General features: G+C 45.3%; 14 protein-coding genes. 8 read left to right on the forward strand and 6 right to left on the reverse strand.

The features are described 5' to 3' along the window. Positions 1-121: 121 nt before the first annotated feature. Positions 122-553, reverse strand: a complete 432-nt coding sequence (locus KOE27_RS22030) for an Hsp20/alpha crystallin family protein (RefSeq protein ID WP_215240943.1) — start codon at positions 551-553, stop codon at positions 122-124. A 292-nt stretch (positions 554-845) separates the two neighbouring features. Here KOE27_RS22030 and KOE27_RS22035 point away from each other — a divergent pair, with 292 nt between their 5' ends. After that, positions 846-2,390, forward strand: a complete 1,545-nt coding sequence (locus KOE27_RS22035) for a sensor histidine kinase (protein WP_215240944.1) — start codon at positions 846-848, stop codon at positions 2,388-2,390. Positions 2,391-2,393: 3 nt separating this feature from the next. Then, on the forward strand, positions 2,394-3,086 hold the full coding sequence (locus KOE27_RS22040; protein WP_215240945.1) for a LytR/AlgR family response regulator transcription factor: 693 nt from the start codon (positions 2,394-2,396) through the stop codon (positions 3,084-3,086). A 3-nt stretch (positions 3,087-3,089) separates the two neighbouring features. On the opposite strand, the gene rnc is transcribed toward KOE27_RS22040, so the two are convergent. The 3 genes from rnc to KOE27_RS22055 are packed head-to-tail and all read right to left on the reverse strand — an operon-like array spanning position 3,090 to position 5,386. Beyond that, positions 3,090-3,836: a ribonuclease III gene (rnc, locus tag KOE27_RS22045; protein WP_215240946.1), complete on the reverse strand. Its 747-nt coding sequence runs from the start codon at positions 3,834-3,836 to the stop codon at positions 3,090-3,092. A gap of 13 nt (positions 3,837-3,849) precedes the next feature. Beyond that, a complete protein-coding gene (fabF, locus tag KOE27_RS22050; RefSeq protein WP_215240947.1) occupies positions 3,850-5,103 on the reverse strand; it encodes a beta-ketoacyl-ACP synthase II in 1,254 nt (417 codons plus the stop codon). Between the two features lie 46 nt (positions 5,104-5,149). Continuing rightward, entirely contained in the window at positions 5,150-5,386 is a 237-nt protein-coding gene (locus KOE27_RS22055) for an acyl carrier protein (protein WP_015813362.1), read from the reverse strand. 230 nt (positions 5,387-5,616) lie between these two features. On the opposite strand from KOE27_RS22055, the gene kdsA reads away from it, so the two are divergent. The 4 genes from kdsA (at position 5,617) to KOE27_RS22075 (ending at position 8,239) form a co-directional block, all read left to right on the forward strand. Then, complete coding sequence (kdsA, locus tag KOE27_RS22060; protein ID WP_215240948.1) at positions 5,617-6,429, forward strand: 3-deoxy-8-phosphooctulonate synthase; 813 nt, start codon at positions 5,617-5,619, stop codon at positions 6,427-6,429. Further along, the gene (locus KOE27_RS22065; RefSeq protein WP_215240949.1) at positions 6,426-7,130 is read left to right on the forward strand and encodes a phosphatase PAP2 family protein; all 705 of its coding nucleotides are present in this window, start codon (positions 6,426-6,428) and stop codon (positions 7,128-7,130) included. The genes kdsA and KOE27_RS22065 overlap by 4 nt, the downstream gene beginning before the upstream one ends. Positions 7,131-7,212: 82 nt before the next feature. Then, entirely contained in the window at positions 7,213-7,671 is a 459-nt protein-coding gene (locus KOE27_RS22070) for a hypothetical protein (RefSeq protein WP_215240950.1), read from the forward strand. Positions 7,672-7,699: 28 nt separating this feature from the next. Beyond that, complete coding sequence (locus tag KOE27_RS22075; RefSeq protein WP_215240951.1) at positions 7,700-8,239, forward strand: DNA-3-methyladenine glycosylase I; 540 nt, start codon at positions 7,700-7,702, stop codon at positions 8,237-8,239. 103 nt (positions 8,240-8,342) lie between these two features. Here the strand turns inward: KOE27_RS22075 and KOE27_RS22080 are convergent, their stop codons facing one another. Both KOE27_RS22080 and KOE27_RS22085 read right to left on the reverse strand, forming a co-directional pair. Continuing rightward, positions 8,343-9,152, reverse strand: a complete 810-nt coding sequence (locus KOE27_RS22080) for a glycerophosphodiester phosphodiesterase family protein (protein ID WP_215240952.1) — start codon at positions 9,150-9,152, stop codon at positions 8,343-8,345. A gap of 137 nt (positions 9,153-9,289) precedes the next feature. Beyond that, complete coding sequence (locus tag KOE27_RS22085; RefSeq protein ID WP_215240953.1) at positions 9,290-10,207, reverse strand: PfkB family carbohydrate kinase; 918 nt, start codon at positions 10,205-10,207, stop codon at positions 9,290-9,292. Between the two features lie 231 nt (positions 10,208-10,438). Here KOE27_RS22085 and KOE27_RS22090 point away from each other — a divergent pair, with 231 nt between their 5' ends. Together KOE27_RS22090 and cysS are read left to right on the forward strand one after the other, a co-directional pair. Next, positions 10,439-10,825 (forward strand): DUF5618 family protein, encoded by a 387-nt coding sequence (locus KOE27_RS22090; RefSeq protein ID WP_215240954.1) that lies wholly within the window; start codon positions 10,439-10,441, stop codon positions 10,823-10,825. Positions 10,826-10,932: 107 nt separating this feature from the next. Further along, a complete protein-coding gene (cysS, locus tag KOE27_RS22095; RefSeq protein WP_215240955.1) occupies positions 10,933-12,435 on the forward strand; it encodes a cysteine--tRNA ligase in 1,503 nt (500 codons plus the stop codon). Positions 12,436-12,437: the final 2 nt, after the last annotated feature.

The raw sequence follows: 12,437 nt of genomic DNA on the forward strand, positions 1-12,437 counted from the left end.
GAACATGCCAAAAACAGGGTCATAAAATTAATATTTAGTCATCATAAAACAATGCGTTGGCCGATGGGCATAAAAAAGGGCGTTATCACCTAAAATAACGCCCTTCGGAATTTTCGGTTGATCAGGCAACTTCAATTTCACGCGCAGGCTTTTCCTTTGCTTCCTCCCTTTTGGGCAAAACAATACTCAGAACGCCGTCAGAATAGTTGGCAACTATTTTTTCACCATCCACAGTATTGGGTAAAGTGAAAGTCCTCTGGAAGGAAGAATATTTGAATTCCCGACGGGTGTACCTTTCATTGTTCTCTTCTTCTTTCTGCTCTTTATGCGCAGAAATCGTCAGCTGATCTTTCACCAGATTAAGCTTGAAATCAGTTTTCTGAAGACCCGGTGCTGCCAACTCTATTTTAAATCCTTCTTTATTTTCCACAACATTAACTGCAGGAACACTTCCCGAGAATGCGGGCGTATTAAATTCTTGCAATAAATCCTTACCAAAAAAACCGTTCAAATAAGAAGGTGTTGCGAAATGGGTTTTAACTAAAGTGCTCATGGTTTTTATATTTTGTGTTTTTTAGATTAATGTTTTGTACCAGTCCGGTATGCTTTCAGTATAACAACTTTTATTCCCAGGCCGCCCAGCTCAAAAAATTACAGACAAAATGGCGCATTGTTTGCTTTTTGCTCCATATTTGTGTCATTTTGTCGCTTTTTTACCTGTAACTGTCAGACATCATGTTTCATTAAGCCAAGGATAGCCTGTTCACAACATTTTTTGGAGTGTTCACAACATTTTCAGCCGCCCGGTACCTGAGTGTTTTAGCTTTGATCAAAAATAAAAGCTCATGACAAAAACCTCGCTGATCCGAAAATTTGAATGGATGCTTGTAATCACCGCTTCGGTGGGCTACATCATTAAAAGTCTGCTCTACGATGCCCTTGATTTTGACATCAAGGTCAGAGCGGCCATTGGCAGTGGCGTAAGTGTACCCACAATTCTCAAGGCCCTATCTCATTACGACCACACGCTTAATCATAACTTACCGGTGATTGCAGCAGGAGTGCTGTGCCTGACCGCCTGGTATCTCTTTCATTACCTGCTGTTTCCAAAAATCACAAAGGAGCCATTCGGCGTATTTGAATTTACCTTACTGACCGTTATAGGCGGGCTGCTTGCTTCCGGCGCTTTTATCCTGCTGAATACCATAGAGATCGATTTCAGACAAGATGCACGGGCCAACATCGTTGGACTGAAAGACGTAACGCATTTCCGGAAGTTGTTCGTAATATCCGATTCCATTGCCTTTTTCACCCTCATTTGCATTTATGAAGTAATGGCGCAGGGTTACTATAAGCTCTATGAAAGACTGGAAGAGGAGCCTCATGGCAAAACCCTGAACTACTTCCTCATGCTGCTGCTTGGCTCCTTCGCATTTGCTGCGATGGTGAGTACCCGGCTGGTTCCTTTCCTGCTGCGCGCCAACGACTCCCGGGTTGTACTGGCAATTGCCCTGGTACTCCTGTTTCTGTATATTTTGCAAGAATATTATTTCCGGCACATCCACTTTGCCCTGCCCGGTGATTTCATGCTCACCAGGTTCCGGACTCAGGTCAGTACCTATCTCTTTTTGGTGTTTATTGCTTCAATGCTGTTCCTGGGCATCAGGGCCCGCATCAGCACACGTATGTCTCCCTCATTGATATGGGTGCCCGCTTCTCTCCTGATTTTCCCTGCCGGGATTGCGATTGGCAGGCGAAAACGGCAAGTGGAAAGTAGTAAGCTAAAAGCTCAGGTATCAGTAAAATCAGCCGAACTGGCACAGCTCCGTTCTCAGATCAATCCTCATTTTTTATTTAACGCGCTCAATAGCTTGTACGCAACGGCTTTAAAAGAAAACAGTTCACAAACCGCAGAAGGAATTCAGAAACTGGGGGATATCATGCGATTCATGCTGGATGAAAATAACCGGGACAGGATTCCGCTGCAACAGGAAATAGCCTATTTGCATAACTATATTGACATACAGAATATGCGTTTGGACAGGAGCCAGCAAATTGAGGTAAAGGTTCACCTGCAGGATACGGAACAGGAAATATACGTAGCCCCTATGCTACTGAATCCCTTTGTGGAGAATGCTTTCAAACACGGGATCAGCTTCCAGTATCCTTCCTGGATTTACATAACCTTAACGCTGGACAGGGAAAAACTTTTTTTTAAGGTTCATAATTCATTGCATAAATTTCAGGGATTAAATACCGAAAAAAGCGTTGGAGGCATAGGCCTTGATAATGTCCGCCAACGTCTGGAGCTGGTATATCCTGGTAGGTATGCACTGGCAGTCCAGGAATCCGAACGGGATTTTTTTATCTCACTTACCCTGACGTACTGATTCATGAACCTGAACGCCATTGCAATTGACGACGAACCGAACGCACTGGACGTGGTTCGGCTCCATGCAGCAAAGGTTCCTTTCCTTGACCTGAAATCCTGTTTTACCAATGCATTTGAAGCGATACCGTACCTGCAGAAAAACAAGGTAGATCTCATTTTCCTGGATATCAAAATGCCCGATATTTCCGGAATCGAATTTGTGAACAGCCTTCCCAAAGTACCGATGGTTATTTTTACCACTGCGTATTCGGAATACGCCGTACAAGGCTTTGAGCTGGATGCTCTGGATTACCTTTTAAAGCCATTTTCACTTGCCCGGTTCACCAAGGCATGTAACAAGGCATTGGAAGTCCAGAATCTTCGCGATGGCAAAGCGAAGGAATTCATATTCGTAAAAACCGGATATGAAGACGTGAAAGTATTACTCAGTGAGATTGTCTACATTGAAGCTGAAGGGAATTATGTAGTCTTTGTGCTCAAAAATAAAAAAATGTTAAGCCGCCTGTCTATGCAGGAAGTATCCCAATTGCTACCTGAAAGCTCGTTTATGCGAATTCACCGGTCTTACATTATTTCTTTGGACCACATAGAAAAGATAACCCGGCAGGAAATATTCCTTGAAGGAAGCAGTATCCCTGTGGGCGCGTCCTATGAAGAGAAACTTGCCGAAATCAGGACCAGGATGAAAATTTAATTGTTATTTTAATTCGAGAAGCGCACAAGCCTGCTCAGAAGCCGACTGCTCCGCTTTTTTCTTGGTGAAACCGTTTCCGGTTGCAAAAGGCTCGTCATTGACGAGTATCTGTGAAATAAACTCGCGGTGATGGCGGGTACCGCGTTCTTCCAGTATCTCAAAACGGATTTCTTTCCCTTCACGCTGTGCCCATTCAATGATAAGGCTCTTGAAGTTGATGTTGTTCTGGATAATATTGTCCAGATCGTAATGCGTGAGCAGTTTGCTGATAATAAAAGTGCGGGTAAACCTGAAACCTTTGTCCAGGTAAATGGCCCCTACAAAAGCTTCGAGTGCGTCGCCATACATCGACGAGCGCGGAGACATTCCCCTTCGGTTACCATCGTATTCAATGAGATGATCCAGCCCCAGTTTGCGGGAAATCTGGTTCAGCGATTCCCGGTTGACGATGCGGGAACGTATTTCGGTCAGGAAACCTTCGTCCTTATAGGGGTACTTGGTAAAAAGAAATTCAGCCACCACCATCCCCAATACAGCATCTCCAAGGTATTCCAGGCGCTCGTTAGATTCCCTGAAACCTTTGATAGCCGTTTCCCTTGAAGCCGAAGTATGCCGGAACGCCAGTTGATACACCCCAAGATTGGATGGACGATCTCCGATGACGTGGGCAATGGATTCTTTAAATTTCTTATCCTCAGTACTGCCGGGACTGAAAAGAGAAAGAATCGGTTGAAGAATTCGTTTTGCCAATGGAATGGAATAATCAGCTTTCGTACTTTTTGAAAATGACGGATGCATTATGACCGCCAAAACCAAAAGTGTTACTTAGGGCAATATTGACCTTACGCTTCTGTGCCTTATTGAAAGTCAGGTTCAACCTGGGATTGATGTCCGGATCTGCCGTAAAATGGTTGATCGTTGGTGGAATAATCTGATCCTGAATCGCCAGAATACACGCTGCGGCTTCAATTGCACCAGCTCCTCCAAGCAAATGACCTGTCATAGACTTGGTTGAACTAATGTTCATATTGTAGGCGTGTTCACCAAAATACTTCTCAATCGCAGTGATTTCCTGGGGGTCTCCCAGTGGCGTAGAAGTTCCATGCGTATTGATGTAATCGATATCCTCGGGCCTGACGCCTGCATTTTCGACTACATTTTTAATCACATTAAAAGCTCCGAGACCTTCCGGATGTGGTGCCGTAATATGATAGGCATCAGACGACATGCCTGCACCGATCATCTCAGCATAAATTTTTGCACCTCTGGCTTTTGCATGCTCGTATTCTTCCAAAATAATACAAGCACCTCCTTCACCAAGTACAAAACCATCACGGTCCTTGTCATAAGGACGAGACGCGGTTTCGGGAGAGTCGTTTCTTTCCGAAAGCGCTTTCAGTGCATTAAAACCACCCACACCGGCATTGGTGACAGCCGCTTCGGAACCGCCAGAAATGCATACATTCATCATACCCAGACGGATATAATTGTAGGCGTCTATCAGTGCATTGGTTGCAGAAGCACAGGCCGAAACGGTGATGAAGGTGGGCCCGCGGAAACCGTACCGGATGGAAAGAACCCCGGAGGCGCTGTCGGCGATCATCTTGGGGATAAAGAACGGATTAAACCGCGGTGACTTGTCGTTTGCAGCAAAATTTAGGACTTCATCTTCGAAGGTTTTTAAGCCCCCGATTCCCGAGCCCCAAATTACACCGGCTTTGTCGAGATCCAGCGTATCATCGGCAAAGCCGGCGTCCTTCATAGCCTCATCAGAGGCAATAACGGCATACTGTGTGAAGGGATCCATTTTACGGGCTTCCTGGCGAGGAATGTAATCATTAATGTCCAAACCTTTTATTTCACAGGCAAACCTGGTCCGAAACTTTTCAGCATCGAATCTGGTAATGGGAGCAGCACCGCTTACGCCTGCAACCAAATTTTTCCAATAGGTAGAAACATCATTTCCAATGGGTGTAATAGCACCCATACCGGTAATTACAACTCGCTTAAAACTCATAAAAAAAGGACAGAAAAAGAAAGATGATATTGGGAGAACTACGTAATTATTTTACGTTTTCTTCCAGATATGCAACAGCCTGGCCAACAGTACCAATGTTCTCGGCCTGATCGTCAGGAATAGATAGATTAAATTCTTTCTCGAATTCCATGATCAATTCAACGGTATCTAGAGAGTCCGCTCCCAAGTCGTTCTGGAAGTTAGCTTCTGGCGTTACTTCCGACTCTTCCACGCCGAGTTTTTCGACGATAATTTGCTTAACTCTTTCTGCAATTGCTGACATTTTATAAACACTTTTTGGTTAAAATCGCAACAAAGAAAGATATTTCAGTTCACTTTGTCAAAATTTTTTTAAGCCTTTACTTTTATTGTATCAATATGGGAGAAATTTAAAAATTCAGAAAATCAAATGCTTAACGGTCTATATTCTAAGAAATCTTGTAATTGCATTCAGAACATAATGGATAAGTGTACTTTCGCAAAACTTTTATTCTGTTATTTATCTCCTTCAACATGCTGACTATCCCCAAATTAAGACATTCAAATTCTCCCCTTTTCTTCCTCATGGCGGGCCCATGCGCTATTGAAGGGAGAGATATGGCCCTGCGGATTGCTGAACATATTGCCGGGCTTACCGACAAATTGGGTATTCCCTATATATTTAAAGGTTCTTACCGCAAGGCTAACCGCACCAAGATAGACTCGTTTACCGGTATCGGTGACGAGAAAGCGCTGAAAATCCTGAAAGAAATAAGTGATACTTTTGGGGCTCCCACAGTAACCGACATTCATGAATCGCATGAAGCGGCTCTGGCTGCCGAATATGTGGACGTACTTCAGATACCTGCTTTTCTATGCAGGCAGACCGAACTCATTGCAGCGGCAGCCAAAACCGGGAAAGCCGTTAACGTTAAAAAAGGTCAGTTTCTATCAGGTAACTCCATGAAATTTGCAGTGGAAAAAGTGAGGGATACCCATCCGGAAAGCCAGGTGCTACTCACCGAAAGAGGAAACAGCTTCGGATACGGCGATTTGGTGGTTGACTATCGGAACCTGCCGGAAATGCAGGCTTTTGGTGTTCCTGTGATCATGGATTGTACGCATTCTCTGCAGCAGCCCAACCAGACTTCCGGTGTAACAGGCGGGAAACCGAGGCTGATCGAAACCATTGCCAAAGCGGCCATTGCCGTAGGTGCCGACGGTCTTTTCATTGAAACACATCATAATCCTGGCGAGGCCAAGTCAGACGGGGCTAATATGCTGCCTCTTGATCAGCTGGAGGATCTGTTAAAGAAACTGGTCAGGGTAAGGGAGGCTATTTTATGACCGGAGACAAAAATTTAAAATCCGGCACAGGCACTCGTTCCTTCCTGGCTACTGAAATCTTTGTATTTCTGTTTATATGCAGAATCTCCTTTCCCGCGGCTTCCTTTGCCCAAACCGACTCAACCCTTTGGAAGGTAAAGGTAATGGATGTTGTTCCGCCCGTAACGCTGGCCACGGCGGGATTAATAACCCAGGGTGCCATCAGCAGACAGCTTAACCGCTTCACACAAAGCAGGTATCCTCATTTCCATACCCGTGCAGACGACTACCTTCCTTATGCACCGGGTGTGGTCAGTCTTGGCCTGGCAGCTTCAGGCGTGAAGGGAAAGCACAAGCTAGGCGACCAGCTCATCCTTGCACTGCTGTCGAATATAATTGCCCAAGGGGTAACCCAAAGTCTGAAACGGATTATTTCGTACCCGAGGCCCAATGGAGAAGATAACCATTCCTTTCCTTCAGGACATGCTACCACGGCATTCACCAATGCCACTTTACTTCATGAAGAGTATGGGCAAAGGAGTGTTTTGTATAGTATAGGAGGATATGGCACCGCCACGGCCGTTGGTACCATGCGCGTTCTGAACAATAAACACTGGCTGGCCGATGTCCTGATGGGAGCCGGGGTAGGAATCGGGGCAACAAAAGTGGTGTATATTAGTTATCCCTGGCTGCAAAAACGGGTGCGGATGATGAAACGCTGATGCGGAAATTGTCCAGCCTGCTGACATACTGTTGTCATCAGGTACCTTTTCCTTTGCCGCAGACTTAAATCTCTAATTTATCATGCAGGAACGAAATATACCTCCGCTGACCGCCCTTTGTTTCGAAACACAAACCTCTTTTAAAGATATGCTGCAGTATGTGCGGGTTATCGCAAGAAGGTTGCATATCAGCGCCATTGCCAGCGGCCTGGAAATTGCGGGGCCTATCCAGTGGATATACGTTGGTGCCGACGGCCAGCCCGATACTCTCTTTTCCCTGACCATAGCTTTACCGATAGTACCTCCCGGAAAAATAATTGATATTCCGGAATTTGCTGTCAAGAACCTCCCTGCTTTCAGGTGTATCAGCAGTCGGCATGACGGCGACTGGGGGCGACTGGGTGAAACTTATGGGCTGATCATCGGTAACGTTATCTCGGAAAGCCGGGTGATGACTGGTGAAAACCGGGAATTATATATTCATATGGATTTTGAAAACCCTGATTATAATATCACAGAAGTTCAGGTAGGAATTGTTTAATAGCCTTGCATGATAAATCTTTGGAGCCATGTCTTATTGTAACTACGTCAACAACACTGTCTCGGAGCATCCCGATTACCTCCTGCACAAACACTATCACGACAACCAGTATGGCTTCCAGATTTTGGATGATGATGAATTATTCGGAAGATTTTTGCTGGAAATTAATCAGGCAGGGTTGAGCTGGACTTTGATGCTCCGGAAACAGGAAGGTTTCCGGAAAGCCTATGACCAGTTCTCTATTGATAAAATCGCATCGTATGAAGAGGAAGACCGGGACCGCCTCATGCAAAATCCGGATATCGTCAGAAACCGGCTTAAAATAAACGCCGCTATTGTTAACGCACAGAAGATTGTGGAGCTTAAAAAGGAATACGGTACCTTCAAAAACTGGCTGGATGAGCACCACCCGCTGACGCTTGAAGCGTGGATGAAACTTTTTAAGAAAAACTTCAAATTTACAGGAGGTGAAATCGTCAACGAATTTCTGATGAGCACAGGATACCTCCCAGGCGCGCACAGTCCCGGCTGCCCGATTTATAACCTGATTTCGCCGCCGGGCATTTAGTCCTTAATACAAAGTTCGTATGAACAGTTACGAATGACTGACTTCGGCAAACAGCTTTCGGCTGCATTTGGGCAACGGAACAATCACATAGCCATTGACATGGTCACGGATTGTTATTCCTGATATACCTTACCAATTCCCCCGGTTTGTCAGTCTGTATGCCTTCGGCACCCCGGTCTAATGCCTCCTGCCATTTTTGCGGGCCTTCCGTGGGCGACTGCACGTCCAACCATACCTGTATCTTCCTATTCCTAAGCACTTTAAGGAATTCCGGATTCGTAACATTATCCACTACCTCTACCTTAAAGTGATCCAGAAACTGGTTTAACTCCGCTTCAGTTTTAACGTTCTCCGGCAGGCTGGTCATCAGTGGAAGGTTGGGGGCAACCTTTTTCCATTCGCCGTACTGTTCCTTTTTATTGATGTAAACAATCACCTGATGCTCCATACCCGCAACTTTGATTTGCTTCCATGTTTTTTCAGGATCAGCATCTTTAAAATCCAGGTAAATGTTGATTTTTCCCTTGCAGACTTCGAGGATTTCATGAAACTGGGGAATCCGAAGGGTTTTTTTATTTCTGTTAAATACCTGCAGAGCCTCCACCTGGGAAAGCGTCATCTCACTGACTTTACCCTGCCCGTTGGTGGTACGGTCCACGGTAGCATCATGTAAAGCCACCAGATACCCGTCCCTGGTTGTACGGAGGTCCACCTCCACATAGTCTACCCCTGCACTGATCGCTTCCTTGGTAGAGGCCACCGTATTTTCAGGTACCAATACGTGATTCCCGCGGTGTGCGATCAGGACAACTTTATTTTTCGTTTTGGGCAGCTGGTTGTGTTGTGCCTGTGAATGGCTCACAACAATCTGTACCAGGAAGCAAATCAGGATAATTACTCGGCGCTTATTCATTTGAAAAGAAATTTATAATTAGGCATACCCGCTTTCCTGGCAAAGAGGCTAACAGCAGCAGGAAAAAAACAGAAGGGCCTGCGTCCGGAATCACATATACTCCTGCGCAGGCCTCTGAGAAAGATATTAAAATTCGCTTATCGGATCTCAAAACTGGACAAATTCACAAATTGCTGTACCCGGTCTTTGATCTCGGCTTCCGTAAGATTTACCAAACGCTCCGTTCCAAATTTCTCCACACAGAATGATGCCATCGCTGAGCCGTAAATAATCGCCCGTTTCATGTTCTCAAAAGAGATGTCATCCGTGCTGGCCAGGTATCCTATAAAACCACCGGCAAAAGAATCGCCTGCTCCGGTCGGGTCAAAAACTTCTTCCAGTGGGAGTGCCGGCGCAAAAAATATCCTGTCTTCCTGAAACAACAACGCACCATGTTCCCCCTTTTTAATGATCAGCGTTTTGGGGCCCATGCCCATGATTTTTACAGCCGCCTTCCTGAGAGAATATTCTCCTGAAAGCTGCCGTGCCTCTTCATCATTGATGGTTAACACATCCACAAGTTTCAGTACCGCGTGCAGATCTTCCAGTGCAATATTCATCCAGAGATTCATAGTATCCAGCATGATGAGCTTGGGACGCTGCGCCATGCGCTCGATTACCAGCTTTTGCGTAGCCGGTACGGTGTTTCCCAGCATCAGGAATTCGGTACCCTGATAGGACTTCGGAATAACAGGATCAAAATCAGCCATTACATTCAGCTGGGTTTCAAGGGTGTCACGGGTATTCATATCCGCATGATATTTCCCTGACCAGAAGAATGTTTTTCCATCCTGTTTCACTTCCAGCCCTTCGGTACTCACGCCATGTTCTTCCAGCAGTCCGATCATTTCCTTTGGAAAATCCCCTCCTACAACGGCTACAAGATTATTCTGTTTGGTAAAATAGGATGCGGCCAAAGTAATGTAGGTTGCTGCTCCGCCAATGATTTTATCCGTTTTACCAAATGGCGTTTCAAGGGCATCAAATGCAACCGACCCGACTGTCAATAAGCTCATAAATAGTATTGTGTTGATTTATAGAATGTTCGAAACAAAAAATACGCAAAACGCTGCGAAGATAATGAAAACAGCCGAATAGCATATTTTGAACCGGTGATTCTGAAATATGGTTAACAATGAATCGTCCCTTATTCCTATTTTTGCAGGGTGGGTAATAAATCCAGTTTAGGATACTGCATACCCCGGTTAAACCATTTATACTACTTCATCAAAACAGAATATCAGAACATGGAAGCGATCATTGAAGCCAGGCGGCATATTGATAACGCAAATGGATTTCTGCGTAATAATGCCCATAAAGAAGATGGCTTATACCGAGATCGCAAATATGTGAAGATAGCCGGTCATACGGCCTATACGGGAATCCTTCTTGCGCTTAATGAAATACTAATTCTTGAAAGGAAGAAAACAAGAAAAAGTGTGGAATGGTACCAGCAGGAACTGTCGAGGCTGGATAAAAAGATAAATTCCAGGTTTGCGACTGCTTATCAGATCCTGCACCTGGATATGGGTTATGACGGAACGAGAAGTGCCAAATTAGCGCAGCTGGGAATAGAAGAAGCTGAAAAAATAATAGTCTGGGTTGAAAACAGATTATCTCAATCCAGAACCTGACCACATTCATGCGCGCAATGTTACAGTATAAATCGGGATGTCTGAACCGTTTTTAGCCTATATTCGCAGACATTTCCCGAAAGTTGATCTTAAAAGAAGTAAAATACATGGCCGAAATTACCTACCAGCCTCTCCGAATTTTTAATACACTTACCCGCAAAAAGGACCTTTTCGAGCCGATAGCGGCTCCTTATGTGGGTATGTATGTTTGCGGGCCGACAGTTTACAACAATGTCCATCTGGGCAATATCAGAACTTTCCTGTCTTTTGACATCCTGTTCCGGTATCTGACACACATCGGTTACAAGGTAAGGTATGTCAGAAATATTACAGACGTGGGCCATTTGGTGGGAGATGGTGAAGAAGGCGAGGATAAGATCGGAAAGATGGCCAAGCTGCAAAAGCTGGAGCCAATGGAAATTGTACAAAGGTATACCAATGATTTTCATGATGTTACAGCCATTTTTAATCTTCTTCCCCCCAGTATTGAACCTACTGCCACAGGGCATCTTATTGAACAGATCGAAGCGGTGGCAGCTCTGATTGACAAGGGGCTGGCCTACGAGGCCAACGGTTCTGTTTACTTTGATATCATCAAATACAACGAAGGTGGTAATAGTTACGGAAAGCTTTCGGGCAGGGTTATTGAAGATTTGCTGAACGAAACCCGCGAGCTGGACGGCCAGGCAGAAAAACGGAACCCGCTCGACTTTGCACTCTGGAAAAAAGCAAGCCCGGAACATATCATGCAGTGGGACTCGCCCTGGAGCCGTGGTTTCCCTGGCTGGCACCTGGAATGTACCTGCATGAGCTCCAAGTATCTGGGCAAACAGTTTGATATTCACGGTGGCGGCATGGATCTCAAATTTCCACACCACGAATGTGAAATCGCTCAGGGAAAAGCGCTTACTGATACTGAGCCGGTCAGGTATTGGATGCATACCAACATGCTGACAGTGAACGGGCAGAAAATGTCCAAATCACTTAATAACTCCTTTCTTCCTGCGGAACTGTTTTCCGGAAATCATGAATTGCTCGACCAGGCGTACAGCCCCATGACGGTCCGGTTTTTCATGCTGCAGAGCCAGTACCGGAGTACGCTCGATTTTTCCAACGATGCGCTGAAAGCTGCGCATAAGGGATATAAAAAACTGGCGAACGGATTACGCATTGCCAAAATGCTGACATACCTGCACGAAGAAGACATTCCAACCGATGAGCGAAAAAAATCGGATGTAGAGAAAACAATCGAAGGGTTTTATGCCGCCATGAATGATGACCTGAATACGGCGGTAGCCATAGCGAACATGTTCAACCTGCTGAAGTACATTAATATGCTCAACGCAGGCCAGTTGAAGTCAGCAGCGCTGGGGGAAGCAGTATTTACCTCTCTTATTGAGAATTTCATCATTTTCTTTGAAGAGGTATTGGGCCTGAAAGAAGAACCCGCAGAAGGACAGGCGATCCTGGATGGCATGCTCAATTTATATCGTGAATATAAATTGGTACGTAACTACGAAAAAGTGGATGAGATTCGTTCTTACTTCAAAAACCAGGGCCTGGTAATCCGCGATACCAAAGATCGTATCGACTGGGCGTATGAGGAATAATT

The organism is Dyadobacter sp. CECT 9275 (assembly GCF_907164905.1).
In the GTDB taxonomy this organism is placed as follows: Bacteria; Bacteroidota; Bacteroidia; order Cytophagales; family Spirosomataceae; genus Dyadobacter; species Dyadobacter helix.